Below are 25,272 nucleotides of genomic sequence, written 5' to 3' on the forward strand. Positions count from 1 at the left end.
TCCTCCACAAAAAATATTCATTATTTCTATTCTTAAAAAACATGAAATTCCAAGAGGTTTCGGTTGGTGTGAACGAGATCATTGTCCGCCCCACTAAGCAGTGGTAAATACAAGCAGATTGAAAATCATTTTACAGAGAGGAAACTATTATAAATACCTTTATTTATTAAAAAAACCCGGAAAATCATGCCGGGTCTTTCCTTTCAAGCTGCTTTTGATTTCTTTTCAGTCCCTCCATATGTCCACTTTCTCCAGACAAATTCAAGCGGACCTTGATTGAACTTTTTAAGAATGGAGTAGCTGAGTACAACCTGCACGGTGTAGATCACAATGGCGATTCCGACTCCCTGCGTTTTTGATACGCGGCCAAAAAGTCCGAAGCCATAGCCGTTAAAAATGATCACCGCAATAATGGATTGCATGAAATAATTGGTCAGCGCCATACGGCCGACTGATGCAAAAGGCATGAGCATCTTTTCAATAGAAGCTTTACGAGTCGCTAGAACAATAAATGCCACATAGAACAGCATCAGAAGCGGTCCGCCGAGCATATTTAAGCCTTCCGCTACAGGAGTAGTTACGTACAGCGGCCAGTCAAATAAATTATATTTCACTGCTTCAGAAAGACCGACGAGCGGTGCCCCAATGCCAAGCCCGAGCCAAAAAATCTTCTTCCATCTCTTGATATTGCCCTCGATATCCGTAAACATCCCGGTTTTACCGAAATAAAGACCGATTAAAAACAGCGGCAAAATCGTCGGGACCAGTAAAAAAACCTGGAAGAAAACAAACAGAACCTCGTTAGAAAATCGATACTCAAGTATTTCTCCGTAACTGCCTGCTGCCATCACAGATGCTCCTGCGAGTTCTTCTGCCTTAAGGGATTCAACGGTTTCAAATCCTTCCGAAATCATATATTCCGTACCCCAGCCGCTGCCGATCAGTAAAAGGGTAAAAAGCAGACTGCCAGCAATAAATAAGGCAACTCCCCAGATTTTTATGACCTTAGGCGAACGGTGAATAAAGAGCGGCAGCAAGAACCCTGTAATGGCATAGGTATGAAGAACATCTCCCGACCATATAAACACAAGGTGAAGAATTCCAAGAAACAGTAAAAATACAAGACGCCGCATAAACATTTTTGTTGCCGGCAGATTTCGCTGCATTAAGCGGGTGTAAAAAATATAAAAGCCCAGTCCAAATAACATCGAAAACATCGGATAAAATTTACCGTCAACAAGCACCGCAGTAAGAATGGTCAGGACACTGTTCAAACCGCCCTCCGGCAGACTCTCCCCTTCTACTAAACTGGTCATACTATTAAAAGCAGGGGTCTTAAAAAAAATCATGTTTGCTATTAAGATTCCAAACAACGCAAATCCTCTGATCATATCCAGTGTGTGGATGCGATCCTTCATTGAAATCGAACTCATTTTACCATTTCCCTTCTTATTCCTTAAAAATAATCTTACACGAAAACCTTAAAGTTGGCTTCCTTGTATCTATAGTAAAAGGAGAATAAGGAAAAGTCGTAAAAATCCGCTGAACTGTACCAATACTGCTCAAATATATATTAATGAAGCTGAAGTATACGATTTCCAGCCTCAATCGTACGATTAAAACCTTTTTGATTCCTGTATCTCTTCCAGCCGTGAAAGGATTTGGATTTTTTTTGCTAAGGAGAGTTATAGGGCGGCTGATAAAGAAATTCAAAACCATCCCGGCATATTAGCAGTACTTGCGGGTTTTATCCCTTTGTACCGGGTTGGTTTAAAATGCCCGTGCACAAGTAAAAGCGTTGACTCTCTGTTCTATCTGTTATACTATGTGTATAACAGATAGAACAGAGAGAAGGTGTCTCAATTGCTCTTTTCACTTAATTTCGAATCAAATGACGCCATTTATTTACAAATTGTGAAACAAATCATTATTGGCATTGCTAAAGACGAGCTGCGTCCTAATGATCCGCTGCCGTCTGTCCGCTCCTTAGCCTCAGACATTGGGGTCAACTTACACACAGTGAATAAGGCGTACCAGCAGTTGAAACAGGAAGGGTATATTCAGATTCACAGGCAAAAGGGTGTTGTGATTCATCCTGAGGGAGTACCGAAAGCAGACAGCGAATATAAGGAAACGCTAAAACAAACGCTGCGCCCAATAATAGCGGAGAGCCTGTGTAAGGACCTATCACACGAGTCCATTGCAGCCTTGTATCAAGAAGTACTGGATGAATTTCAAAGTGAGGAGGATAAAAAATGACTCTCAATACACTCAGTGTTGTTTTATCAGTTGTTTTGTTGCCTATTGCGCTTATCTTAACGTGTATTCCCCATTTAACACGGAAGACGGAAAGTTTCGGGGTGTCGATTCCTGAGATGGTTTATGATATGGAGTCCATACAAATGATCAGGAAACGGTATGTCCGTTCTATGCTTTTTGTCACTGTTATTTCAGTTGGGGGATTCATTTGGACTGGATCCATGCTGACTGCAAATGAAGAATCCTTAAGTATAACATTTGCCGCCTTCACTTTGCTTCTAATCATTATTTCATTTGGCGTCTATTTGAAATTTCATAACGAAATGAAGCGAATAAAAAAAGAGTCCAATTGGACGCATGACAGGACACAGAAGGTTCTAGTGCGCACAGATTTTCGTGAACAGCAGCTTATTTACTCAAACGCCTGGTATGCCATTCCATTCGTGATCACGCTGGTGACTGCTTTGCTTACTGCGCTGTTTTATGACCGGCTGCCAAATGTCCTGCCGATGAAAGTAAATTTTGCGGGAGAAGTGACCCAGTCGGTTGAGAAAAGCTATCGCACTGTCTTTATCCTACCAATCATTCAGTCGTATCTCATCCTGCTGTTCATCTTTATCAACACGATTATTGCAAAAGCAAAGCAGCAGTTGAATGCAGAGGATCCAGAAAAATCTTATAAACAGGTTACCTTGTTCCGAAGAAGATGGTCACTCTTTCTCCTCTTTACGTCAACCCTCTTAACGATGATGTTTTCATTTATCCAATGGAGCTATTTCCAGCCGGCAAATCAACATTTGGTTACCATAGTGAGTTTAGTATTCAGCGGGATCATTATGTCAGCCGCGATTGCCCTGTCATTTTCGACAGGACAAGGGGGAAGCCGCATTCAAACGGGTGGAGGAAGACCATCAGCAGATTCCATTAATCGAGATGATGATATCCATTGGAAACTTGGTCAAATTTACTATAATCCAAATGATCAAGCATTATTTTTGGAAAAACGCTTTGGGATCGGCTGGACAGTTAATTTTGCGAGGCCGGCAGCATGGCTGTTAGTAATCGGAATTATTGCAACAGCAGCTGGTATCCCTATACTTCTTATGTTGTAAAGAAAAGCTTGCCAGTTAGGATTGTACTCTACAAGATGAGGTGAACACATGCAAGAATTCAGAAACCCATGGCGCTCTTTTATCATTTTTCTATTAGTTGGTGTACTGGCAGTCCTTTCCCTGCTGCCCATGCAGATAAAACTTCTTCCCCGGCAGCTGGAGGAGCTCGGAGTTCCCTTAGAACTTCCAGTTGAAACAATGGCACTCCTGACTCTCCTTAACCCTCTGCTGCTTATTATCGCCGGCCTTCTCATTGGTCATTTTTTAGCTGAAAAAACGGGATTCCATTCTTTTATCTATGAAAAAGATCGATATGGCAAGCCGTTGTTCCAACGAGTAAGAGGTATCTTTAAGATTTCCGCTCTTTTAGGGGTGATGGGCGGCGTCCTCATAATAACGGTAGACACCATACTACAGCCTTTTCTTCCAGAAGCCCTGCACTTATCAAATGCGGAAGCTTCTTTAGGAGTATTTGACCTCGCTACACGATTGTTGTACGGAGGGATTGCTGAAGAACTTATGCTTCGCTGGGGGGTCATGACTTTACTCGTCTTTAGCCTTTGGAAAATCTTTCAACGGAGCAAAAATCAACCCTCATCAATTATTGTATGGATGGGTATCTTCATTTCTGCTCTGCTTTTTGGATTAGCTCATTATGGAGCAACGGCCTCAGCTGCAGACATGACACCCCTTATATTTGCCCGAATGATTTTTTTAAATGGGTTGGTCGGGATCATCTATGGGTGGCTATATTGGAAAAAGGGGCTGGAGGCTGCAATGGTTGCGCATATGGCTACTCACATAACTTTTGTACTGTTATCAATTGCCACTTCATTAATTTGAACATCTACTTTAAAAGACCAGTCCGCTTATATATAGAAAAAGGAAATAATTAGATGAAAAACCGATTCCGCAGAAAACCACAAAAGAGAAGCCTTTCAAGAGTTCATAAACTCTTGAAAGGCTTTTCAATTTAATAAACGATGTTCTCAAACCCTATCATGAAAGGGTTAGGGAACCATTGCTTTGTTTTCTTTTATTACGACCGCCTTATAAGCATGAGCAGGGTTCTTCTGCTGCTTTGGAAGCACGAGGACCGTCCCCGTGCTTTTACTAACGTTCAAGATTTTTGTTTAATCATTCGTGCGCGGGAGCACAATGTGAAAGACGTCATTCATCGTGATGACACCGATGAACTTAGGACCATCCATAACCACAGCCAGCTGTTCGCTGGACCGCCGCATGTTTGTAAGAGCTTCATATAAAAGTGTATCCGGCTGCAGAACGAACGAAGGGCGTGCCAGTTCTTTTGCCGGCCGGTCCGCTGGCTCAAGCAGCGTATCGCGAACATGAAGGACTTTAGGGGGACCTTCATCCTCTGCCATAATAAGGATGCGTTTATGACCTGTACGTTCAGTGGCTTTCTGGACATCCTGTGCTGTGGCATCTGATTCCACCGCTGTTGCAGATGTTTTTTTCGGAAGCAAGTCAGCTACACGTAAGGTTTCCAAATCAAGCGCGCCTGAAATGGGCTTGCGGATGGACGCGTCCAATGCGCCTACATTAGCTGAGTGATCCACGAGGTGGCGAATGGTTTCAATATCCTGCCCGCCAACCGCAGCGGAATCGACAGGTTCCACGCCCGATGCCTTCACTAGACGATTCGCTATCCTATTTACCCATAATAGCAGCGGGCGGAACAGCCAGATAAACATCCGGGCAGGGGAGCCAACCAGAATGGCCGAGGCCTCAGGGTGGGAGATCGCCCAGGATTTTGGCGCCATTTCACCAATTACCAGATGCAGAAACGTTACAACCAGCAAGGATAGGAAGAAAGACGTTCCATCCGTCAGCCAGGATGGCAGCCCTGTTTCAGCGAAACCCGCTGAAAACCAGGCATCCACCGCCGGTTTAGTCACTGCTCCAAGGGCAAACGTACATACTGTAATCCCTAACTGCGCACCTGCCAGCATGATAGTAAGTTCATTCACTGATTTTAAAGCAGCACGGGCGCCGCGGCTGTTAACCGCTGCCTCCTCTAGTCGATGGCGCCGGGCACCAAGGAACGCAAATTCCATGATGACGAAGAATGCACTTATGAGAATGATGATTATTGTCACTGGTATTATCACTAAGGGGTTAGTCATTATTCCCCCTCCTTACCTGCTTCAATTCAGGATCACTATCCATTTCTGAATCATCTATTGTGAGGTTGACCAAGGTCGGCACCCATCTGTCAACTTCGATGATCCGTGCTGCTAAGTAACGGCGAACGGGTTCCTCTTGAACGAGATCACCCGGGTCATGTGGCAGCTCAACCGTGATTGTTTCATCGACAGCCGGAAGATGCCCGCACTGTGCAATGAGCATTCCAGCGATTGTTTCATAATCGCCTCGCGGCAGATGATAACCGATTTCGCGTTCGGCCTCATCGATGTGAACATCCCCACTCATCTGCCATGAAGCTTCCCCTTGCGGTTCGACGACCGCAGGTGAGTCACTGTCGTGCTCATCTGAAATTTCACCCACCACTTCTTCAGCCAAGTCTTCCACTGTCAATACTCCTGTGAACCCCCCATACTCATCTATGACACAAGCAAGATCGTTATTTGATTGCTTCATAGCTTTAAGTGCCTCCGGGAGTGACATTAAAGTCGGGACTACAAGCGGATGTTTCATAATCGCAGTGACAGGTTCATCTTGAGCCGAAGATGAAGCCAATAAATCGCAAAGATCTACAACGCCAATTGGTTCATCCTCGGAATTAATAACTGGATAACGGGTATGTTCCTTAGCCATCAAGGATCTAATCTTCCCGATGGTCATGTCCGGACCAACAGACTCTGTGCGGGAACGGGGTGTCATTGCGTGCTCGGCGTTGCGCTGCGGAAAGTCCAGGATTCGATCCAGTACAAGGGACAGGTCCTTTGGCAAATCCCCGCTTTCACGGGAATCGGCCACAATGTGCTCAAGGTCACGAGCGTTGGCACTGCTATCGATGTCATGAACTGGCTCGATTCTTAAAAGCTTTAGAAATTTATTGGCTGCCTGATCGAAAATCTTAATTAACCATCCGAAAACCATAAGGTAAATATTCGTTGAATGGGCAAGATTGCGGGCCAACGGTTCAGGATTGGCAATCGCGAGGTTTTTAGGATACAACTCACCAAAGATCATCTGCACAACTGTCGACACCGCCAAAGCGAGCACAGTGCCAACCGAGATACTGACCGCAGCAGGCACTCCAGCTCCATCAAGCAGCACGCCTAAACTCTTTCCAACAAGAGGCTCGGCAACATACCCAACAAGCAGTCCTGTAACCGTGATACCCAGCTGAGATCCAGAAAGCATAAATGATGTCCGCTGTGTGACCGCCAATGCCCGTTTAGCTGCACGATCGCCTTGATCGGCCAGTGCGCTTAACCTGGCACGGTCGACAGACATATAAGCAAACTCTTGGGCGACAAAATAACCATTTGCAGCTATGATAGCGAGAATCACGATGATGCCGAGAAGTAAAGTCAGCGCAGCTGCTAACATAAGCAATCTATAGCCTTACTTAATAAAATTGGCTGGATACAATGATTTGGATTTCCGGCAGATGGACTGTCGCTGCTCAGTTCTAAGCCACCGGCTTCACTATTTGTTGACTGCATTAATTGCTTGCTCATTATTTTTTCCTCCATCGTGTAGCTAATTTTTTTCAATCGTACATAAAACTAACTACAAAAGCAATCAATCAGGTCTTGCACCTATTTAGACCGGCATTCTTCTGCACTCGTCCATAACGGAGAAACCATGCGTATTTCCCTATATTACAACCAGCAGAACACCACTTTCATCCGTTTCAAATTTAGCAGCAGCTAGTCAAGAAAAGGGAGATAAGGTATTAGCAGAGGGGTTGAAGCTAAAGGGTCTTTCTCATCCTAATCTTATTCAAATATATGATATGGGCCGTATTGATGGATATTTCATTATTGAAATGGAATATTTCGAGGGCCATCCCTTATCCCATGAGTTAACAAGCACTGGCATATCCACTCTTCGTACTTTCCAAACAGTGTATGAAATATTCGAGAGAATCTTATATGGCTTAGAATTCATGCACAACTTGAAGATAGCTCATGGTGATATTAAACCGGATAACATATTAATTAAAGATGAGCAAGTGAAGATTACAGATTTTGGGACAAGTCGTTTGGTTGAAGACATTTTTGTTAAGACAATTGATGGTGCAGGAACTTATGCATATATAGCACCAGAAGTAGCTAATTCAAAAGAAAGATATTTAAACTCGGATATCTATTCACTGGGAGCTGTTCTATATCAATTCCTTACAGGGCAAACACCACATAATACTTTTCTAGATGTTATTCATAATAAGCCATTTCAACGTCCAAGAGAATTAAATAAATCCATACATGAAAATATAGAGAAAGTAACCCTTAAAGCTTTAGCACGTAATCCAGAAGAACGTTATCAGACAGTCACCGAGCTAAGGAACGATTTTAAACGGCCGTAGAAAAGCACCTCAAGCATGAAACACAAGAAAAGTATGTACCAAAAGCCACCCTTGTTGAAAAAAGGGATGCTCTAGAATTAGCAATAACTAATTGTAAGTTAGGGAAATATAAGCTTGCAGAAAAGATTCTTCAAACGGAGATTGCAAATAATCACGTATATCCCGACTTGCTTCTTCAGTTATCCTTCGTTTACTTTAAAACAGAACGTCGTTTTGAAGCGTTAAAAACTATAGATAGTATTAATGTAAATGCCGTTGAAGAGACCAGAAGAGGGAACTTTATTGTCTCGTTGAAAGAATTAAAGGCAAGAATCTTATTCTCAATTAAAAAATTTGAAGAAGCTCTGAAAATCTATCAACAATTAGCACAACAGCAACCTATATCTATAGATTATCGCTACCGTTTAGCAATATGCTATGGTCTTTGTAATCAGGAAGATAAGGCAATTAAAATTTTAGAGGATATAAATCAAGAAACACCGGGAGTTTGGGTAGTAGTTAAAAAGTTGGGTCTGGCTTATGAGCAAAAAAGAGAGTATGAAAAAGCTAGGGGATACTTTAAATATGCTCATCGACTAAAGCATGATGATCAAGAGGTTAAAGATAAACTTGAGAAGTTCGATTTTTATTTATGAGTTGTTGCTAAAAAATGAAGTATAAATAACTAAAGATTAGAAACTTAATTGGCCGAGGCATTACTAGAGAATAGTACTGCCTTTTTCGTTATTCCTAACGGATAAATTATTAGGAATGGAACAAAAATGAGTAATAAAAAACAATTATTTCTAAACGGTGTATTGGTTTTTCAGCATTGGTGATTAAAGAACTAATCTGACGATAATTGTCCCCTATATACTGGTTGACAGAACTTTATCTCTATCATGACTAACTAAGTTTGTATGATTAATTTTGTAGGCGAGGTAATTTCTCTCAAAAATTTTATTTTGAGTAGCCCTTCTTTTCTTACTAATAAAGGAATTTCAAAAAATATGTCGAAGTATATTATACAAAAAACAAACAAGGGGTTCAGAGGATATGCTAAGTTGGGATATGTTGTTATGTTCAGAAAGACAAAGAAGGACCACGACGGATAATTTGCCACATAGAAATGAATTTGATAAGGATTACGAACGTATTATATATTCTTCTTCATTAAGAAGATTGCAAGATAAAGCTCAAGTGTTTCCTTTACAGAGAAATGATTTTACAAGAACAAGATTGACACATTCATTAGAAGTTGCTTCTCTAGGTCGTTCATTGGCATGGAGTATAGGAGAATGGCTACTTAGAGAAAAGAAAGTGTTTACTGAATTTATGGAAGTTAAACAATTAGCATCTCTTGTTGAAGTTTCTTGTCTTGTTCATGATTTAGGAAATCCCCCGTTCGGACATTACGGAGAAGATATAATAAGAAATTGGTTTAAAAATTGGTTTAATAAACCTGAGTATAGAACAGCAGAAGTTCAATTTGGTAAGTTAACAGAACAACAAGAATGTGATTTCTCATTATTCGAAGGTAATGCTCAAGCGATAAGAATTTTATCTAGATTACAATTTCTAAACGATCAGTATGGAGCTAACTTTACATATGCTACATTAGCTACTCTAATGAAATATCCTTGGGCTTCCAATGATGCAAAAGCAAAGGAAAAGAAAAAATTCGGTTACTTTCAGTCTGAAAAAGATCTGTTTTTAAAGATAAAAGAAAATGTTGGAATTGATGGATGTAGACATCCAGCTACATTCTTAGTTGAAGCTGCTGATGATATGGCATATTTAACTGCAGATATTGAAGATGCTGTAAAAAAAGGTGTACTTGATTGGGAATTAGAATATCAAGAAATAAAAGCTATTTTTAACGAGAAATATCCTAAACTTTTTGAAAAGCTCGAGTCTTATAGAGAAGATGCACGAAACAATCAAGTTCCGGATAAGAATTTAATAGATGTACAGAATTTTAAAGTAAGTGTTCAGGGAATAATGTTTATGGAAGTTGTTGAGGCATTTAAAGAAAATTATGACGAAATAATGAAAGGTAACTTTAATGGTGAGTTAATTTATGTCTCAAAAGCAATGGATTTAGCAGAGTGCTTAAAAAAACTCGCAAGAAGGGAGGTTTTCTCTAACAAAGAAGTTTTAACTTTAGAGTTAGTGGGAGATAGAGTAATAACGGATTTGTTAACCCTTTTTGTAAATGCTGTAACTGACGTAAAATCAGTAGAAAAATCAAAAACTAAAAATGAAAAATTAATACACCTTATTTCAAAAAATTTTAAGCATATTCAAAAGATTGATGATGAGGGTAAACCATCCATTGCATTTAAAGATCTAAATTTGTATCATAGATTAATGTTGGTAACAGATTTTATCTCGGGTATGACGGATGGCTATGCTGTTAATCTCCATCAAGAGTTATTGGGAGTAAAGCTGCCATAAATTTAACGAAAGGCGATTAAGATGAGTAGACATGAGAAAAAAATTAGAAATCAACTCATTTTTCTTCTTGGAAAAAACCCAAATACACTAAGCTTTATTGAAGAGCTGACAAATGTAGGAGACCTTCTGTTTTTTGGAGGTTCAATAAGAGATATATGTTTTTTTCAAGAGAACCCACCAATGCCTAGAGATTTTGACATAGCCATAAATTTTAAAAATAGACATCTTTTTGATTCAATAATTAAAAAGTATAGTTATAAGAAGAATAGGTTTGGTGGATATAAGATTAATATATCAAACGTGGAGTTTGATATATGGGATCTAGAAAATACATGGGCTTTTAAATATACTAATCTATCCCCTAGTGAGGAAAACTTAGCAAAGTCTGTATATTTAAATATTGATGGTATTGTATACAATTTTAATAAGGCTTGGGTTTATGATGAAGATTTTAGAACTTCTGTAAGGGATTGTAAATTAGACATAACTCTTGAAGAAAATCCTCAAGTTGAATTAAATTTACTACGAGCTATAGTATTTAAAGAGAAGTATAAACTTAAATTTTCTAGTAGGTTAAAAAAAGTTTATAAAAATTATTTAAATGACAAGTCAGATAGATTAGTTGATAGTCTGTACGAATTACAACTTTCACATTATAAAGCTAACTATTTATCTAAGGAAGAAATAAGGTATGAACTAAATTATATTTAGACCATTGCTTTTATTTGGATATAAAATGGTGATAAAATCTTTTGAGCTAACGGTCACTTAAATATCCAAAAAAATTGGCTTTCTAGTGTTATAAATTTGGTAATTGGAGCAACATTAGGTGCATTATTATTTCATTATTTCTCGCTTATGTATCTATGGATATAACACCAAACAAAGGGTAATACAGTATGAAATATATTGTTACCTATAATCAACCTTTCTCTTATGAAGTTCACTATGCCAATACAATTGATGAAGCAAAGAAAATTATTGAAGAAATTTTCACTGATGTAGAGCGGAAAGATATTAGGGTATTTAAGGTTGAAGAGGAAATATGTATCGCTCACTTGTTTGATAAAACTGTACCCTCTTCTAATAAGTGCCAATAATTGATCTTTTATGTAATATCTTGTTTCATTTCTAAATCGGAAACCTTTTAAGGTTTCGCGTTTTTTTCTTTTATAACAGTATGAGGAGCTATTAAAAAATCGTACACCTCAGCACCTATTCATCGATGCAGATGGCAGGACATACTTGTGGTGAAGAATGCACTTGTGATAATAAGTGGACCTTTGTTATTGATGTAGGAAAATATCTAAAACTAGGGAAAAGAAAGCAGATTTGGAGAGATAACTTCGACACCAGAGATGAAGCAGAAGCCGCGGCAGCAGTATTAATTGAGAAAATCAAACAAGGTAAATTTCATATCGAAACTGATATGCTTTTCAAGGAGTACGTTGATGTATGGCTTGCGGAATACATTAAAGTTACCGCTCCAAAACCCGGTACTATCCGAATTAGAAAATACAGCATTGATAAATTTCTATCATTCTTCAATGGAATCAAACTAAAAAAAATCACTGAAGAAATGTATCAGGCTGTATTGGATAATTTAAAAGAGCAAGGCTTTGCAAGAGGCACAATTAAAAGTATTCATACCACTGGGAGACTCCTTTTCGGGAAAGCAGTTAAGAAAAAGCTGCTAAATGATAATCCGACCGCAAATGCTTATATTCTAAAGGAGGATGACAACATCATTAACGAAGACGAAGAAGACCTTCAAGATCTTCCAAAGTTTTTCGAAGTGGAAGAACTTCTACGTTTCCTAGATAGTGCAGGAGAAAAAGGGCTATTCATGGATGAAGTAATCTTCAATGTATTAGCTTATACAGGTATACGAGTAGGAGAATTAGTTGTCCTCAAATGGAGTAATATTGATTTTGAAAAGCTTACCATAAGTATTAACAAAACGTATTACAATCCGAAAAGCAGTACAGTAAATTACACTTTAGTTCGGCCAAAATCAAAAAAATCAAAGCGTGTCATTACTGTCGACCCTGCACTCATTGAATTGCTTGAGAACCATAAAGAAGAACAAGAAAAGATGATTTTACGTTTAGGAGACGGTTATTACAATAAGGGATTCGTTTTCACAAATTTTAACCGTCATCCCGGCTATCCTGTCTTGATAAAATTTGTTCCAAAATAGAATGGCTAGGTTAATGAAGCTGAGTGGGTTAAATGCCAAACTTACTCCCCATTCCTTACGCCATACTCATACTTCTCTTCTTGCTCAGGCAGATGTGAGTATAGATGAGATTATGGACCGGCTAGGCCAAAAAAAAAGATTCAACAACTAAAAGGATTTATCTTCATGTAACAAAGCATAGAAGAAGAAATGCCTGTGACCAATTTAGCAATTTGTTGCGTAGTCATAGAAAATAAAAAAACTTGAAAGCAGTGGTTGCTTTCAAAGTACATAGAACTCTAATAATCTACCTCTTGTGACTCCTTTAAAGGGAGAACGTTTCATTTAAAGATGGTTTCTATATATTTAACAATAGAATCCCAGAATGAAAACAAAAATAAGAATCCAAAAACAAACGTAATAATCACTGAAATTAATATAGGGTGTCTTTCTCCAAAAGTTTTTTTATTAGACTCTTGGTGTAAAGTTTGACTTCCTATAACAGAATTTTTAAATTTATTGTTATTTCCAATTTTTATTTTCATTTATTTTTGCTCCAAAATCTTCCTAATTTAGTGTCTCTAAATTTATTCCTATCACCTATTTCTACAGAGGTAGAAGTGTCATTATAAACCACTTGATGTATATATGTAATTGCTTTGTTTCTTTTTTCTGGTTCATCTACCACTTGTTCAGAAATGTCCATTTCATCGATAGCATTGGTACCAAAGTTCTTTTCTAACACCATAACAATATCTACAATTTTATCTTTAACATTGGATAAAATAGCTTCAAAATCATTTGCAGCAAACATTATATCCATCCCTACAATCTGAAGTTCGTAACTAGAAATTGCATGACATAGTTCAGTAGGAACCTGTCTACCTAATCTATCCCTGTTATTTGATTTAAGATTCTTTTCAATAATTGATATACCATCTCTAACCTTTGTTATATGCATTTCTTTAATCATATCTTCATTCATTGCTGTAAAATGTAAAGGCACTAAGGCATTTGAATATTTAGCTGTCCCATTAACGATATAGGTTCCCATTGCTCGACCTGTAATTATTCTATAATCAGGAACTATGTCTTCCTCACTGTAACCTCTTAGTTCTCCTTCAATCCATCCTAAAATATCTCTATCCTCAAGATCACTTAATATAACTTTCAAGCGCAATAAAATATTTTCTAGATCAAATTGACCACTTACCGTATCTTTTAATAAATTACTTCTTGCCATATATGAACCTCGATTCTTTTCTCATTATTCTATATAAAGCAAACTCTCTTACTATTATATAGTAATAATTCCCACAATCATACAATTTCATTTAAAAGAATGAATGGTCCTTCTATATTAATAAAAATTTTGTAACTTCAATCTGTTAAACCCTATAAGGGATTAATCACTTTCTTATCGGACATAATGTGTATTTGTAATAAATTTTTTAAGAAAGCGAGGTTATTCAATGAAATGAAAGGACATTTCTACAAACGAGGCTGTACCTGCAAGAAGAAAAACTGCTCATGTGGTTCCAAGCGGGCTTTTGTCGTTGATATCGGAATAGATCCCGTAACCGGCAAACGTAAGCAAAAAACCAAAAGTGGTTTCCCCACCAAGAAGGAGGCAGAAGTAGCTGCAGCCGCTATGATTCACGAACTCGAACAAGGGTCCTACATCGAGGAATCCTGTCAGACTTTTGCTGATTTTGCGAAGGAATGGCTGCCAATTTACAGCGAATCAAAAGATGTAAAGCCCGGAACTATTCGAGTACGTCTTCACGAGATTGGAAAGTTGCTTCCGTACTTTGGTCAGTTAAAGCTGAAGGATATTACTCCTAAACGATATCAAGACTGCTTAAATGATTTAAAAGACAAAGGACTTGCGGATAGCACAAGAGAAGGAATTCATCGCTGTGGGAGGATGATATTGCGTAAAGCGTTGGAGTGCGAACTCATTAAAAGGAATCCCACGGAATTCGCCTATCTCAAAAAGGACAAAAAAACCATTGAACAATTGGAAGAAGAAGAACTTCCGAAATATCTTGAGAAAGAGGAACTCGCCCTATTTTTGAAAACAGCCAAGGAACATGGATTGGAACATGATTACTTGGTGTTCCTGATTCTTTCGTACACAGGTATACGAGTGGGAGAATTGGTGGCGCTCAAGTGGAAAGATGTTGATTTTGTAAACCACACCATCAGCATAACAAAGACCTATTACAATCCAAGCTACAATGCGCTTAACTTTCAGCTAGTCACTCCAAAGACAAGGAAATCACGAAGGAAAATCATTGTGGATGAAGATGTCATCGTGGTACTGAAGGAGCATATAAAAATTCAAGACGAAGTAATCGAGCGGTTAGGAAATGCTTACTATAACCATGATTTTATTTTTGCCAAAACTGGGCGGCACTACGGTTATCCCATCGTGCTAAAGAACGTTCGAGACCGAATGAAAAGGCTGCTTAGAATCGCAGGTTTGAATGAAGATTTAACCCCGCACAGTTTAAGACACACCCATACATCACTGCTCGCCGAAGCGCGTGTGTCACTTGAACAAATCATGGACCGTCTTGGTCATACTGATGATCAGATAACGAAAAATGTTTACCTCCACGTAACCCAAGAAATGAAAAAAGAAGCTTCCCAAAAGTTCAGCGAACTCATGAGAAGCCTCCGTTAATATCCTCAATGTTAGCATAATGTTAGCAAACCACTCTCATCTCACTTAGAAACCCACTTATATCAAGGGTTTGGGGGCGATATTACATCATGCCGCCCATTCCACCCATTCCGCCCATGCCGCCCATGTCAGGCATGCCGGCGCCGCCGCCTTCTTCTGGCATGTCGGCTACTACTGCTTCAGTAGTGAGGAACATTGCTGCGACAGATGCAGCGTTTTGAAGTGCGGAACGTGTTACTTTTGTCGGGTCAACGATTCCTGCTTCGACCATGTTTACCCATTGGCCTGTTGCAGCGTTAAATCCAACTCCGATTTCTTCGTTTTTCAGGCGCTCAACGATGACGGATCCTTCAAGGCCTGCGTTGTGAGCGATTTGGCGTACTGGTTCTTCCAGAGCGCGAAGCACGATGTTGATTCCTGTTGCTGCATCGCCTTCTGCTTCAAGAGAAGCTACTTTGTTGTATACGTTCACAAGGGCCGTACCACCGCCGGATACGATTCCTTCTTCTACTGCTGCGCGCGTAGAGTTCAGGGCGTCTTCGATGCGGAGTTTGCGCTCTTTTAGTTCTGTTTCAGTAGCGGCACCAACTTTGATCACGGCTACGCCGCCAGCAAGTTTAGCAAGACGCTCTTGAAGCTTTTCTTTGTCGAACTCAGAAGTTGTTTCTTCTAATTGAGCACGGATTTGGTTTACACGGCCTGCGATTTTGTCTGTTTCGCCTGCTCCTTCAACCACAGTTGTGTTTTCTTTCGTAACGACAACTTTGGATGCGCGTCCAAGCTGAGTGATGTTCGCAGATTTAAGGTCAAGACCAAGATCTTCTGTGATCACTTCTCCGCCAGTCAGGATGGCAAGGTCTTCAAGCATTGCTTTACGGCGGTCACCGAAGCCAGGCGCTTTAACCGCTACTGCATTGAATGTTCCGCGAAGCTTGTTCACAACAAGTGTTGCAAGTGCTTCCCCTTCAACATCCTCTGCCACAAGCAATAGAGATTTGCCTTGCTGAACCACTTGCTCAAGAACAGGAAGGATTTCCTGGATGTTTGTGATCTTTTTATCTGTGATCAGGATGTAAGGATTCTCAAGAACCGCTTCCATCTTATCTGAATCAGTTACCATGTATGGTGAAGCGTAGCCGCGGTCGAATTGCATACCTTCTACCACTTCAAGCTCAGTCGTGAACCCTTTGGATTCTTCGATTGTGATAACGCCGTCGTTTCCAACGCGCTCCATTGCTTCAGCAATTAGTTGTCCAACTTCTTCGTCAGCAGAAGAGATGGATGCTACTTGAGCGATGGACTCTTTGCCTTCGATTGGCTTGGAAATCGCTTGAAGCTCAAGAATTGCAGATTTTACTGCTTTTTCGATTCCTTTGCGGACGCCCATAGGGTTTGCGCCGGCTGTTACGTTTTTCAGGCCTTCGCGGATCATTGCCTGTGCAAGAACCGTTGCCGTAGTTGTACCGTCACCTGCTACGTCGTTTGTTTTGCTTGCTACTTCAGCAACAAGCTTTGCTCCCATGTTTTCGAAAGCATCTTCAAGCTCGATTTCTTTCGCGATTGTCACACCATCGTTTGTGATAAGCGGAGAACCGAATTTCTTTTCAAGAACGACGTTGCGTCCTTTTGGTCCCAATGTTACTTTTACGGCATTCGCAAGCGCGTCCACACCGCGAAGCATGGAACGGCGAGCTTCTTCGCTGAATTTAATTTCTTTAGCCATGAAAAATACCTCCTTGGAATTGTTTATCGTTTTATTTTTTGTTATACGGTTGGGCCGATTAGCCGATAACCGCTAAAATGTCGCTTTCACGAAGGATCAGGTATTCTGTACCTTCATATTTAACTTCAGTTCCAGCATACTTTGAGAAGATGATGCGATCGCCCGCAGCTACTTCAAGAGCAACCTTCTCGCCATTGTCCAGCGTGCGTCCTGTACCAGCAGCTACAACTTTTCCTTCTTGCGGTTTTTCCTTCGCAGAATCAGGCAATACGATGCCGCTTGCTGTTTTTTCCTCAGATTCAACCAATTCAATAATTACACGATCACCTAGTGGCTTTAACAAGTGAAACACCCTCCTCATTTTCATATGTAAATTTAATTTATTAGCACTCGTTTATGTTGAGTGCTAACACACAAGTCTATATTATATAAACTTTTTCCGAATTTCAAGTGAAAACCATTTAATTTTTGTTCGACGAAATTCAACAATTGAAAACGCACTCAGCCAGGCCTGTCAGGAGTGATGGGAAGCTGGATATGGTACAATTGTTATTAGCGTATCATTAGCCGCACTCAGGAATAGGCTATAAGCAAGTGCGGATCCTAAAGGAGCTTAGACGTGAAGAAACATTACTGGTACATTTTGCTTACATATGTCGTTATGCAGTTTTCCATTTTCGCCGGTGCCCCGCTTCTCTTAAGCCTGGGCGTTGAACGGAACCAGGTGATCGGCTACTGGAACATCATCAGCTTTGCCGCCGGTCTTGCCATTGTTCTTTTCCTTTTGAGAAAGGATAAAGGAGAAACGGACTTAAGGGGAACTCCCGCTTCTGCTTCTTCGTCCGCAGCCTGGGCTGTCGGAGGAATTTTTCTGGCGTTTCTCGCCCAGGTTATCGCAGCAAATATTGAATCCCAGCTGCTCGGCATTAAGCCGGGATCAGAGAATACGCAGCAGATCATGGAGATTGTGAGACTGACACCCCTTATGGTATTTGTCGTCTCCATTGCAGGGCCGATTCTCGAGGAAATCATTTTCCGAAAAATCATTTTCGGAACCATTTACAAACGGACCAACTTTATCCTTGCAGCTGTCATCAGCTCTGTCATCTTTGCAGTGGTCCACCAGGATCCTGCCCACATTCTGCTTTATACGGCAATGGGTCTGACCTTTGCGTTTTTGTACGTTAAGACAAAGCGGATTATCGTTCCGATTATCGCCCACGTATTTATGAACACACTTGTGGTCATCATTCAGTATGTATATAGTGATGATATTGAAAGAATGCTGAAGGAAGCAGAGCAATTGCAAAGCATTATTGGAGGAACCTTCTTATGAAAGCACGTCCCTGGGCTCTTGCCCTCTTTTATTTAGCCATGGGCATTCTGTTTACGTACCTTGCGATTAATAGTGCGTCAAACGGATTGTATTCCTTTTCTACCGTGATCCTCATGATCATTGCGACCTTTGATTTCGCGGTAGCTATCCGGATGTTTCTGTTTGGCAGTAAGCTGAAAAGAGAGATCCAAAGGAAATAACCTATCCCGTCCGGATAGGTTATTTTTTTATTCCGAAAGCTGTTCCTTCGCCTCTTCCTCCATCTGGATGAGCTGCGACTTCCGATACGCTCTCTGTGAAACGATGATGCTGATTTCATATAAAAGAACAAGCGGCAGCAGCACGATCATTTGTGACAGGATCTCAGGCGGTGTAATGAACCCGGCGACCACAAGCAAAAGGAAGTACGCGTATTTACGGACTTTCCTTAAAAACAGCGGGGTGACGATGCCAAGCCTTGTCAGGAACATAATGACGACAGGCAGCTGGAAGAGCAGTCCGAAAGGCAAGGTCAGCTCCAGCAGGAATTGAAAGTACTCATTGATGCCGATGACCTGATTGATGCCCATATCGGCCGACAATTCAGTCATAAACCGGATGACAAACGGAAATAGAACGAAATAGGAAAATGCCAGTCCCGCTAAAAATAAGAGGACGCTAAGCGGGATGTAGCTTAATGTCGCATTTCGCTCTCTTTCATATAAGCCAGGGCTGATAAACGACCAAAGCTGAAACAAAATCAGCGGGGAGATGAGAACAAACGCAATAATAAAGGCAAATTTCATATAAAGCAGCAGCGGGTCTGAAATCCTGAACGCGTTCAAGGTCAGGTTCTTCGCCTCTTCTGTCTGCTGCAGAAATAAAATGAGGGGCTTAGCCAGAAAAAAGCCGGCGGCCAGCGCGATGATAAAGAAGATGACTAAGAAGATGATCCGTTTCCGGAGCTCTTCTATGTGCTCATAAACCGTCATTTCCCGTTCGTTCATGGGACCATCCATCCTTTTACACAGATGTCTCGCTTGGATAATGCTTTAAGAAGTAAACAAGAGATTGCAGCTCCACTGCCAAATCGATATGATGAATCCGAATATTGTCCGGCACGTTCAGTCTTGCTGGTGTAAAATTTAGAATCCCTTTGACCCCTATTGAAATCAGCCTGTCTGTGATCGACTGCGCAGCCGGTGCTGGAACGGTAAGAATTGCTACCGGTGCTCCTTCAGGAAGACGCTCCTCCAGATCATCCAGATGGAAGATCGGCACTTCTCCGACCTGAGTCCCAATTTTCTCTTCATCCACGTCAAAAGCCGCGAAGATCTCTGTGTTGTTGTTTTTTGAAAAATTATAGTGCAAAAATGCCGTTCCGAGGTTCCCGACCCCAATCAAAATGACCTTCGTCAGCTCATCCTGATCCAGCGTTTTCCGAAAAAAGGAAAGCAAATAGTCCACGTTGTATCCATAGCCTTTTTTTCCAAGAGCCCCGAAGTAGGAGAAATCCCTGCGGATCGTGGCGGAATCCACCTTTACAGCGTCGCTCAATTCTGCTGATGACACTCTCTGCTTTCCGGAAGAATGAAGGTTTTTTAAGAAACGGTAATAAAGCGGCAGACGTTTCGCGGTTGCCTGCGGTATTTTGGATTGGTCAATGTTCATGTCTGGTTCCCTCACATTCCTTGATGCAAATCTTCAGGCATTCGCCTCTTATTATATAGTTATATCTTCTATTTTTACGTTAGCGCTTCCAATTTCATTTCCTGCATAAATGCGAAGAAGAAGGTATAGATGGCATCCTACCCAAACTATACACTATTTTTCTAAAATTGTCTTTTGGCGGATACCAGGAATTTGCCATAAAAGAGACGGCAAGGTTGCCCGCATTCGGCAGTTGAGCTACACTGAAAGGAGTATATATGAGGTGAAAAGTATGATTCTACTGCAAGTTCAGCAGCTCACAAAATCTTTTGGAGCTGAACCGATATTATCCAATATTAAGCTTGAAGTTCAGACACGGGACCGGATAGCGCTTGTCGGAAGAAACGGAGCAGGCAAATCGACGCTCCTGAAAATCATTTCCGGCCAGCTTTCGTATGATTCCGGGGAGCTGATTAAGCCGAAGGATCTGACCATCGGCTATCTAGCCCAGAATACAGGACTTGAGTCCTCCCGTTCGATATGGGATGAAATGCTGACAGTGTTCAGCGAATTTCAAAAGATGGAAAAGAAAATGCGCAGCATGGAAGCCGATATGGCAGAGATTGATCCCGCAAGTCCCCAGTTCGGCCAGACAATGAAGGAATATGACCGCCTTCAAACCGACTTTAAGGAACAGGGCGGCTACCAATACGAAGCGGATATCCGATCCATTCTCCATGGTCTCGGTTTTGGGGATTTTGACCAATCCATCTCCATCTCCACTTTAAGCGGCGGCCAGAAGACCCGTCTCGCGCTCGGGAAGCTTCTTCTGACGAGTCCGGATCTGCTGATTCTCGATGAGCCGACCAACCATCTGGATATCGCTACCCTCTCATGGCTTGAGCAATACTTGCAGGGCTATAAGGGAGCCGTGCTGATCGTCTCGCATGACCGGTACTTCCTGGACAAGGTTGTCAATCAGGTATACGAAATTTCAAGGCATCAATCAGCCAAATTTCACGGAAATTACTCAGCCTACCTTCAGCAAAAGGCCGAGAACTATGAACGGGATATGAAAGCCTATGAAAAACAGCAGGACGAAGCCGCAAAATTGAGGGAATTTGTTCAGCGGAACCTGGCAAGAGCTTCAACAACAAAACGGGCTCAAAGCCGCCGCAAGCAGCTGGAAAAGATGGATATGATGGACAGGCCCCAAGGCGACGAAAAATCTGCCGTATTCCGGTTTGATATTGATAAGCAGAGCGGGAACGATGTCCTTAAAGTGGATGGGCTGACCGTCTCCTATGACGGCAAAGCACCTGCTATCTCCAATATCACATTCGCAGCAGACCGCGGCGACAGCTTAGCCCTTGTCGGACCGAACGGGATCGGCAAATCCACCCTGCTTAAAACAATCGTCGGCAAGCTAAAGGCGATGGAAGGCGACATCCGTTACGGCTCCAGTTTAAAAATCAGCTATTATGACCAGGAGCAGGCCGAGCTGACCTCGAATAAACGGGTCCTGAATGAGCTTTGGGATGAATATCCGCTAAAGCCTGAAAAAGAAATCCGGACTGTTCTCGGAAACTTCCTCTTCAGCGGGGACGACGTTCTTAAACCGGTGTCTGCTTTAAGCGGGGGAGAAAAAGCACGGCTTGCCCTTGCAAAACTGATGATGGAAAAAGCCAATTTGCTTATCCTGGATGAGCCGACAAATCATTTGGATCTGGACAGCAAAGAAGTGCTGGAAAATGCCCTTGTGGATTACCCCGGCACCATTTTGTTCGTCTCACATGACCGGTATTTCATCAACCGCATAGCTACAAAGGTGTGTGAGCTCTCCCGGGATGGGCTGGAATTGTTCCTCGGTGATTACGATTATTACCTTTCCAAGAAACAGGAACAGGAGGAGCTCGCAGCTCTGGAACAGCAGGAAAAAACTGCGCTGTCCCCAGCAAAGGAACAAAAGGAAACGAAGCTTTCGTACCAGCAGGAAAAAGAATTAAAAAAGCTTGAACGGCAGCGTTCAAGAAGAATTGAAGAAATTGAATCCGCGATTTTCAGCTTTGAGGAAAAAATCGAAGTAAACGAGCAGCTGCTCGCCGATCCCGATTATTATCAGGATCACGAAAAGCTGCAGGAAATCAACCGGCAAAATGAAGAATACCGGCTTTCGGTTGCCAACTTGATGGACGAGTGGGAACAGCTTCAGGAATAGAAGGAAAAAGGACAGCGTTCAAGCTGTTCTTTTTTTATCCACAGCTTCAGCACTTATTTTTCAAGCTCCCAGCTCTATTATCCACACTATCCACAAATAACCTTCATTTTATCCACATTTTCCACAGTCCATATCCCCTTATTTTGCAAGGTTTGGAATTCTATCAACAGGTTTGTGGATAAACCTGTTGATAACCTGTAAAAAAAAGAACCTTCGCCATTTATACACAGCAAAGATTCTGTCGTTCTATAGTTCCAGCCCCGGATTAGCATTCATACCCATATGGCCTCGAACTCCTTTTTGATAGAGCATATCCCCTGCAGCGCCAATCATCGCGGCATTATCTGTACATAAGGATAATGGAGGAATCACAAGCTCTATGTCTGACCGCTCCTCAAAACGGACTGACAATGCCTGTCGCAGCCCTTTATTTGCAGCTACTCCTCCTGCAAGCACCACCTGCCCGATTCCATACTCGATAGCCGCGCGGAAGGTTTTTTCCACCAGAACATCGATGACGCTCTGCTGGAAGCTTGCCGCAAGATCTCTCGCTTCAATGATCTGGCCTTTTTGCCTGGCATTATGAAGCGTATTAATGACAGCAGACTTAAGCCCGCTGAAGCTGAAATGATAGGAGCCTTCCTCAAGCCATGCACGCGGCAGGTCAATGACCGGTTCTCCTTCCTGGGCAAGCCGGTCAATGTGAGGCCCCCCCGGGTATGGCAGCTGCAAAGTCCGGGCAACTTTGTCATAGGCTTCCCCCGCTGCATCATCCAGTGTCTCGCCAATTACTTCAAATGAGCCGTGCTCTTTCATATAGACAAGCTCGGTATGTCCCCCGGATACAACCAGCGCAAGCAATGGGAATTTCAGCTCGGAAATGAGCTGGTTGGCGTAAATATGGCCTGCGATATGGTGAACGCCGACCAAGGGGATTTGGCGGGCAAAAGCGAGAGCCTTCGCTGCATTAACCCCAATCAGCAGGGCTCCTACTAAACCAGGTCCTTCTGTTACCGCAATCGCGGTCAAATCCTTAAACTCAAGCTTAGCCTGCTGCATCGCTTCTTCAAGAACCAGCGTAATTTGCTCTACATGGTGCCTGGACGCAATCTCAGGTACAACTCCGCCAAAACGCTTATGCGATTCGATTTGAGAGGCGACTACATTGGACACAATTTCCGTTCCATTTTTAATAATGGCCGCTGCTGTTTCATCACAGCTCGTTTCAATGGCCAGAATATACCGATCCTTACACTCCATTTAACATCACCCACATCACTAATGCATCTTCTAAATTATCTGTATAATACTGCTTCCTGATCCCGCCTGGCCTAAACCCAAGCTTTTTATACAGCTCCTGGGCTGGGTAGTTGGACAGCCTTACTTCAAGCGAGAGCTGGCGGGCTCCCCTCTTTTTTGCTTCTTTCATCGCCTTTTTAAGCAAAGTTTCTCCAAACCCGTTTCCTCTATACTCCGGAAGGATGGCGATATTGGTGATTTGGGCCTCATCTACAATGAGCCAGATTCCGCAATAGCCGATTACCTTATGATCATGCTCAGCGACAAGGTAGGTGGCAAACAGGTTATGGGCCACTTCATTATAAAAGGACTCTTTATTCCAGGGCGTTGCAAAGGACTTCGTTTCAATTTCATATACAGAATCGATATCCTCGACCCTCATGGCCCTGATTTTCAACTCGCTTTTCCCCACGTTCTCCACCAACTTATTTTTGCTCTTCAAGCCACTTAGATTCTGCTTCGGCGAGCCTCGTATAGTTTGGCACAGCGGTGTGCACAGAGGTTTGCTCCTTTTGAAGACCGATTCTTGCAAGCTCTGAAGGCCTAGGACTGTTTTGAACCAGATCGGCTCTAACAGCAAGACTGCCCAGCTTCTCCTCAATCATTTCCCAATGCATGTGAACATCGTGCCCTATGAATAGCACTTTTTTATTTGTCTCTTTCAGCCCTTCAAGCCAATCCGCCAGAAGCACGTTCTGATCATCAGCACTGCTGAGCAGGACCCCATCGTTCCAGGTGTATAGTCCGGTATACACCCTGCCTCTTCTTGCATCAAACAGCGGACAAATCAGTCCGTCAAAATAACGGCCGCCGGCTGCGAGGCACTCCAGGCTTGAAACAGTATAAAGAGGAATCGATAAGGACCAGGCCAAAGTTTTGGCAATGGTTACACCGATTCTGACTCCTGTGTAAGAGCCGGGACCCACTGCGGCCACGATGCTGTCCAAGTCGGAGGGCTTGATGCCGCAATCCTTCAGAAGCTGTTCGACCGCGGGCATGGCTCGGACAGAGTGATTCTTTTTTAAATGCGTAATAAATTCTCCTGTCACGTTTCCGTTCGTGAGCAGGGCGAGACCAAGCGTATCATTGGACGTATCAATCGCTAATACTTTATTCATTCTCAAAAAGCTCCCTGCATAAATCAATGTATTTAGAACCATGCGGCTGGAAGCGAAGCAATCTTGCTTCGTCTCCGCTGCGGAAAAGGGCAATCTCAAGCCTTTCCATTGGCAGCTGGTCCTGAATTAAATGAGCCCATTCGACAACTGTTACTCCATTCCCTTCAAAGTACTCTTCGAATCCTAATGCTTCGCTTTCTTCATCTAAACGGTAAACATCCATATGATAAAGCGATAGCCGTCCGCCGTGGTATTCTTTCATGATGGTAAATGTAGGGCTGTTCACGATTTTTTGAATACCAAGGCCCTTGGCAAGACCTTTCGTAAAGGTCGTTTTCCCCGCACCTAAATCCCCCTCAAGGGTCAGCACCTCGCCGCCCTTCAGCAACCTGGCAAGTTTTTCAGAAAGAGCTTGTGTAGCTTGAGCAGATTCAGAACTGATGTCAAAACCATTCATTTTAATCACCTATATTTCGCAATTAATTAACGTTTTTCGTTCTTGTATCATTATTAACAGTTTAGCGCACTCCATTCGTTTATCCAAGTGCACGGATTCAACTTCACATACTCAAATTTTAGACACAAAAAAAACGAAACATCGCGTTTCGTTGTCTTTTAAAAGATCATGGCGGTCCGGACGGGACTCGAACCCGCGACCTCCTGCGTGACAGGCAGGCATTCTAACCAACTGAACTACCGGACCATTTTGGTTGCGGGGACAGGATTTGAACCTGCGACCTTCGGGTTATGAG

The 25,272-nt window shown here is 42.0% G+C and carries 28 protein-coding genes and 1 tRNA gene; 14 read left to right on the forward strand and 15 right to left on the reverse strand.

What is annotated here, in order from left to right:
• Positions 1–203: 203 nt before the first annotated feature.
• Positions 204–1,418 (reverse strand): DUF418 domain-containing protein, encoded by a 1,215-nt coding sequence (locus ACQCVE_RS14640; RefSeq protein WP_426863255.1) that lies wholly within the window; start codon positions 1,416–1,418, stop codon positions 204–206.
• A 445-nt stretch (positions 1,419–1,863) separates the two neighbouring features.
• On the opposite strand from ACQCVE_RS14640, the gene ACQCVE_RS14645 reads away from it, so the two are divergent.
• From ACQCVE_RS14645 to ACQCVE_RS14655, 3 genes are read left to right on the forward strand one after another with little or no spacing between them, the layout of a single operon-like run.
• Positions 1,864–2,259: a GntR family transcriptional regulator gene (locus tag ACQCVE_RS14645; protein ID WP_426863256.1), complete on the forward strand. Its 396-nt coding sequence runs from the start codon at positions 1,864–1,866 to the stop codon at positions 2,257–2,259.
• Positions 2,256–3,371 carry a DUF1648 domain-containing protein gene (locus ACQCVE_RS14650; RefSeq protein WP_426863257.1) on the forward strand — a complete coding sequence of 372 codons (1,116 nt, stop codon included), beginning with the start codon at positions 2,256–2,258 and terminating at the stop codon, positions 3,369–3,371. Before ACQCVE_RS14645 ends, ACQCVE_RS14650 begins: the two co-directional genes overlap by 4 nt.
• 48 nt (positions 3,372–3,419) lie before the next feature.
• Complete coding sequence (locus tag ACQCVE_RS14655; RefSeq protein WP_426863258.1) at positions 3,420–4,214, forward strand: CPBP family intramembrane glutamic endopeptidase; 795 nt, start codon at positions 3,420–3,422, stop codon at positions 4,212–4,214.
• Between the two features lie 290 nt (positions 4,215–4,504).
• Here the strand turns inward: ACQCVE_RS14655 and ACQCVE_RS14660 are convergent, their stop codons facing one another.
• Genes ACQCVE_RS14660 through ACQCVE_RS14670 form a run of 3 tightly spaced genes read right to left on the reverse strand, consistent with a single transcriptional unit; the run spans position 4,505 to position 7,042 of the window.
• On the reverse strand, positions 4,505–5,518 hold the full coding sequence (locus ACQCVE_RS14660; RefSeq protein WP_426863259.1) for a CNNM domain-containing protein: 1,014 nt from the start codon (positions 5,516–5,518) through the stop codon (positions 4,505–4,507).
• A complete protein-coding gene (locus ACQCVE_RS14665; RefSeq protein WP_426863280.1) occupies positions 5,511–6,911 on the reverse strand; it encodes a hemolysin family protein in 1,401 nt (466 codons plus the stop codon). The genes ACQCVE_RS14660 and ACQCVE_RS14665 overlap by 8 nt, the downstream gene beginning before the upstream one ends.
• Positions 6,905–7,042, reverse strand: coding sequence for a hypothetical protein (locus ACQCVE_RS14670; protein WP_426863260.1), 138 nt, complete (start codon positions 7,040–7,042; stop codon positions 6,905–6,907). Before ACQCVE_RS14670 ends, ACQCVE_RS14665 begins: the two co-directional genes overlap by 7 nt.
• A gap of 143 nt (positions 7,043–7,185) precedes the next feature.
• Here ACQCVE_RS14670 and ACQCVE_RS14675 point away from each other — a divergent pair, with 143 nt between their 5' ends.
• The 7 genes from ACQCVE_RS14675 (at position 7,186) to ACQCVE_RS14705 (ending at position 12,680) form a co-directional block, all read left to right on the forward strand.
• A complete protein-coding gene (locus ACQCVE_RS14675) occupies positions 7,186–7,893 on the forward strand; it encodes a serine/threonine protein kinase (protein ID WP_426863281.1) in 708 nt (235 codons plus the stop codon).
• Positions 7,894–8,060: 167 nt separating this feature from the next.
• Positions 8,061–8,528 (forward strand): tetratricopeptide repeat protein, encoded by a 468-nt coding sequence (locus ACQCVE_RS14680; protein ID WP_426863261.1) that lies wholly within the window; start codon positions 8,061–8,063, stop codon positions 8,526–8,528.
• A 400-nt stretch (positions 8,529–8,928) separates the two neighbouring features.
• On the forward strand, positions 8,929–10,329 hold the full coding sequence (locus tag ACQCVE_RS14685) for a deoxyguanosinetriphosphate triphosphohydrolase (protein WP_426863262.1): 1,401 nt from the start codon (positions 8,929–8,931) through the stop codon (positions 10,327–10,329).
• 21 nt (positions 10,330–10,350) lie between these two features.
• A complete protein-coding gene (locus tag ACQCVE_RS14690; protein ID WP_426863263.1) occupies positions 10,351–11,040 on the forward strand; it encodes a hypothetical protein in 690 nt (229 codons plus the stop codon).
• A gap of 188 nt (positions 11,041–11,228) precedes the next feature.
• The gene (locus tag ACQCVE_RS14695; protein WP_426863264.1) at positions 11,229–11,429 is read left to right on the forward strand and encodes a hypothetical protein; all 201 of its coding nucleotides are present in this window, start codon (positions 11,229–11,231) and stop codon (positions 11,427–11,429) included.
• Positions 11,430–11,554: 125 nt separating this feature from the next.
• Complete coding sequence (locus ACQCVE_RS14700; RefSeq protein ID WP_426863265.1) at positions 11,555–12,529, forward strand: Arm DNA-binding domain-containing protein; 975 nt, start codon at positions 11,555–11,557, stop codon at positions 12,527–12,529.
• 13 nt (positions 12,530–12,542) lie between these two features.
• A complete protein-coding gene (locus ACQCVE_RS14705) occupies positions 12,543–12,680 on the forward strand; it encodes a hypothetical protein (protein WP_426863266.1) in 138 nt (45 codons plus the stop codon).
• 169 nt (positions 12,681–12,849) lie between these two features.
• On the opposite strand, the gene ACQCVE_RS14710 is transcribed toward ACQCVE_RS14705, so the two are convergent.
• Together ACQCVE_RS14710 and ACQCVE_RS14715 are read right to left on the reverse strand one after the other, a co-directional pair.
• The gene (locus ACQCVE_RS14710) at positions 12,850–13,053 is read right to left on the reverse strand and encodes a hypothetical protein (RefSeq protein ID WP_426863267.1); all 204 of its coding nucleotides are present in this window, start codon (positions 13,051–13,053) and stop codon (positions 12,850–12,852) included.
• Positions 13,050–13,751 (reverse strand): hypothetical protein, encoded by a 702-nt coding sequence (locus ACQCVE_RS14715; protein WP_426863268.1) that lies wholly within the window; start codon positions 13,749–13,751, stop codon positions 13,050–13,052. Before ACQCVE_RS14715 ends, ACQCVE_RS14710 begins: the two co-directional genes overlap by 4 nt.
• Positions 13,752–13,985: 234 nt before the next feature.
• Here ACQCVE_RS14715 and ACQCVE_RS14720 point away from each other — a divergent pair, with 234 nt between their 5' ends.
• Positions 13,986–15,197 (forward strand): tyrosine-type recombinase/integrase, encoded by a 1,212-nt coding sequence (locus ACQCVE_RS14720; protein WP_426863269.1) that lies wholly within the window; start codon positions 13,986–13,988, stop codon positions 15,195–15,197.
• Positions 15,198–15,279: 82 nt separating this feature from the next.
• On the opposite strand, the gene groL is transcribed toward ACQCVE_RS14720, so the two are convergent.
• Together groL and groES are read right to left on the reverse strand one after the other, a co-directional pair.
• Complete coding sequence (gene groL, locus ACQCVE_RS14725; RefSeq protein ID WP_426845839.1) at positions 15,280–16,920, reverse strand: chaperonin GroEL; 1,641 nt, start codon at positions 16,918–16,920, stop codon at positions 15,280–15,282.
• Positions 16,921–16,978: 58 nt separating this feature from the next.
• On the reverse strand, positions 16,979–17,263 hold the full coding sequence (gene groES / locus ACQCVE_RS14730) for a co-chaperone GroES (RefSeq protein WP_426845837.1): 285 nt from the start codon (positions 17,261–17,263) through the stop codon (positions 16,979–16,981).
• 276 nt (positions 17,264–17,539) lie between these two features.
• On the opposite strand from groES, the gene ACQCVE_RS14735 reads away from it, so the two are divergent.
• Both ACQCVE_RS14735 and ACQCVE_RS14740 read left to right on the forward strand, forming a co-directional pair.
• The gene (locus ACQCVE_RS14735) at positions 17,540–18,256 is read left to right on the forward strand and encodes a CPBP family intramembrane glutamic endopeptidase (protein WP_426845835.1); all 717 of its coding nucleotides are present in this window, start codon (positions 17,540–17,542) and stop codon (positions 18,254–18,256) included.
• Positions 18,253–18,456, forward strand: a complete 204-nt coding sequence (locus tag ACQCVE_RS14740) for a YdiK family protein (protein ID WP_426845833.1) — start codon at positions 18,253–18,255, stop codon at positions 18,454–18,456. Before ACQCVE_RS14735 ends, ACQCVE_RS14740 begins: the two co-directional genes overlap by 4 nt.
• Before the next feature lie 27 nt (positions 18,457–18,483).
• Here ACQCVE_RS14740 and tatC read toward each other — a convergent pair whose 3' ends face one another.
• Together tatC and ACQCVE_RS14750 are read right to left on the reverse strand one after the other, a co-directional pair.
• Positions 18,484–19,242 (reverse strand): twin-arginine translocase subunit TatC, encoded by a 759-nt coding sequence (tatC, locus tag ACQCVE_RS14745; RefSeq protein WP_426863270.1) that lies wholly within the window; start codon positions 19,240–19,242, stop codon positions 18,484–18,486.
• A 16-nt stretch (positions 19,243–19,258) separates the two neighbouring features.
• Positions 19,259–19,906: a redox-sensing transcriptional repressor Rex gene (locus tag ACQCVE_RS14750; protein ID WP_426845829.1), complete on the reverse strand. Its 648-nt coding sequence runs from the start codon at positions 19,904–19,906 to the stop codon at positions 19,259–19,261.
• Positions 19,907–20,177: 271 nt separating this feature from the next.
• Here ACQCVE_RS14750 and ACQCVE_RS14755 point away from each other — a divergent pair, with 271 nt between their 5' ends.
• Positions 20,178–22,103 (forward strand): ABC-F family ATP-binding cassette domain-containing protein, encoded by a 1,926-nt coding sequence (locus ACQCVE_RS14755; RefSeq protein WP_426863271.1) that lies wholly within the window; start codon positions 20,178–20,180, stop codon positions 22,101–22,103.
• Positions 22,104–22,349: 246 nt separating this feature from the next.
• On the opposite strand, the gene tsaD is transcribed toward ACQCVE_RS14755, so the two are convergent.
• From tsaD to ACQCVE_RS14780, 5 genes are all read right to left on the reverse strand, one after another.
• Entirely contained in the window at positions 22,350–23,363 is a 1,014-nt protein-coding gene (gene tsaD / locus ACQCVE_RS14760) for a tRNA (adenosine(37)-N6)-threonylcarbamoyltransferase complex transferase subunit TsaD (RefSeq protein ID WP_426863272.1), read from the reverse strand.
• Positions 23,353–23,814 (reverse strand): ribosomal protein S18-alanine N-acetyltransferase, encoded by a 462-nt coding sequence (gene rimI, locus ACQCVE_RS14765; protein WP_426845823.1) that lies wholly within the window; start codon positions 23,812–23,814, stop codon positions 23,353–23,355. Before rimI ends, tsaD begins: the two co-directional genes overlap by 11 nt.
• A gap of 13 nt (positions 23,815–23,827) precedes the next feature.
• A complete protein-coding gene (gene tsaB / locus ACQCVE_RS14770) occupies positions 23,828–24,520 on the reverse strand; it encodes a tRNA (adenosine(37)-N6)-threonylcarbamoyltransferase complex dimerization subunit type 1 TsaB (protein ID WP_426845821.1) in 693 nt (230 codons plus the stop codon).
• On the reverse strand, positions 24,513–24,977 hold the full coding sequence (tsaE, locus tag ACQCVE_RS14775) for a tRNA (adenosine(37)-N6)-threonylcarbamoyltransferase complex ATPase subunit type 1 TsaE (protein ID WP_426863273.1): 465 nt from the start codon (positions 24,975–24,977) through the stop codon (positions 24,513–24,515). Before tsaE ends, tsaB begins: the two co-directional genes overlap by 8 nt.
• A gap of 169 nt (positions 24,978–25,146) precedes the next feature.
• Positions 25,147–25,223 (reverse strand) — tRNA-Asp (locus ACQCVE_RS14780).
• Between the last annotated feature and the right edge of the window lie 49 nt (positions 25,224–25,272).

Origin of the sequence: Metabacillus sp. 113a (assembly GCF_050107635.1) — a bacterium.
Classification (GTDB): Bacteria; Bacillota; Bacilli; order Bacillales; family Bacillaceae; genus Metabacillus_B.

Excerpts from the sequence above, each read along its gene's own strand:
- ACQCVE_RS14640 (WP_426863255.1), bottom strand. The coding sequence starts at position 1,418 with ATGAAGGATCGCATCCACACACTGGATATGATCAGAGGATTTGCGTTG.
- ACQCVE_RS14650 (WP_426863257.1), top strand. The coding sequence starts at position 2,256 with ATGACTCTCAATACACTCAGTGTTGTTTTATCAGTTGTTTTGTTGCCT.
- ACQCVE_RS14655 (WP_426863258.1), top strand. The coding sequence starts at position 3,420 with ATGCAAGAATTCAGAAACCCATGGCGCTCTTTTATCATTTTTCTATTA.
- ACQCVE_RS14660 (WP_426863259.1), bottom strand. The coding sequence starts at position 5,518 with ATGACTAACCCCTTAGTGATAATACCAGTGACAATAATCATCATTCTC.
- ACQCVE_RS14665 (WP_426863280.1), bottom strand. The coding sequence starts at position 6,911 with ATGTTAGCAGCTGCGCTGACTTTACTTCTCGGCATCATCGTGATTCTC.
- ACQCVE_RS14670 (WP_426863260.1), bottom strand. The coding sequence starts at position 7,042 with ATGAGCAAGCAATTAATGCAGTCAACAAATAGTGAAGCCGGTGGCTTA.
- ACQCVE_RS14685 (WP_426863262.1), top strand. The coding sequence starts at position 8,929 with ATGCTAAGTTGGGATATGTTGTTATGTTCAGAAAGACAAAGAAGGACC.
- ACQCVE_RS14690 (WP_426863263.1), top strand. The coding sequence starts at position 10,351 with ATGAGTAGACATGAGAAAAAAATTAGAAATCAACTCATTTTTCTTCTT.
- ACQCVE_RS14695 (WP_426863264.1), top strand. The coding sequence starts at position 11,229 with ATGAAATATATTGTTACCTATAATCAACCTTTCTCTTATGAAGTTCAC.
- ACQCVE_RS14700 (WP_426863265.1), top strand. The coding sequence starts at position 11,555 with ATGCAGATGGCAGGACATACTTGTGGTGAAGAATGCACTTGTGATAAT.
- ACQCVE_RS14705 (WP_426863266.1), top strand. The coding sequence starts at position 12,543 with ATGAAGCTGAGTGGGTTAAATGCCAAACTTACTCCCCATTCCTTACGC.
- ACQCVE_RS14710 (WP_426863267.1), bottom strand. The coding sequence starts at position 13,053 with ATGAAAATAAAAATTGGAAATAACAATAAATTTAAAAATTCTGTTATA.
- ACQCVE_RS14715 (WP_426863268.1), bottom strand. The coding sequence starts at position 13,751 with ATGGCAAGAAGTAATTTATTAAAAGATACGGTAAGTGGTCAATTTGAT.
- ACQCVE_RS14720 (WP_426863269.1), top strand. The coding sequence starts at position 13,986 with ATGAAAGGACATTTCTACAAACGAGGCTGTACCTGCAAGAAGAAAAAC.
- groL (WP_426845839.1), bottom strand. The coding sequence starts at position 16,920 with ATGGCTAAAGAAATTAAATTCAGCGAAGAAGCTCGCCGTTCCATGCTT.
- ACQCVE_RS14740 (WP_426845833.1), top strand. The coding sequence starts at position 18,253 with ATGAAAGCACGTCCCTGGGCTCTTGCCCTCTTTTATTTAGCCATGGGC.
- tatC (WP_426863270.1), bottom strand. The coding sequence starts at position 19,242 with ATGAACGAACGGGAAATGACGGTTTATGAGCACATAGAAGAGCTCCGG.
- ACQCVE_RS14750 (WP_426845829.1), bottom strand. The coding sequence starts at position 19,906 with ATGAACATTGACCAATCCAAAATACCGCAGGCAACCGCGAAACGTCTG.
- ACQCVE_RS14755 (WP_426863271.1), top strand. The coding sequence starts at position 20,178 with ATGATTCTACTGCAAGTTCAGCAGCTCACAAAATCTTTTGGAGCTGAA.
- tsaD (WP_426863272.1), bottom strand. The coding sequence starts at position 23,363 with ATGGAGTGTAAGGATCGGTATATTCTGGCCATTGAAACGAGCTGTGAT.
- tsaB (WP_426845821.1), bottom strand. The coding sequence starts at position 24,520 with ATGAATAAAGTATTAGCGATTGATACGTCCAATGATACGCTTGGTCTC.
- tsaE (WP_426863273.1), bottom strand. The coding sequence starts at position 24,977 with ATGAATGGTTTTGACATCAGTTCTGAATCTGCTCAAGCTACACAAGCT.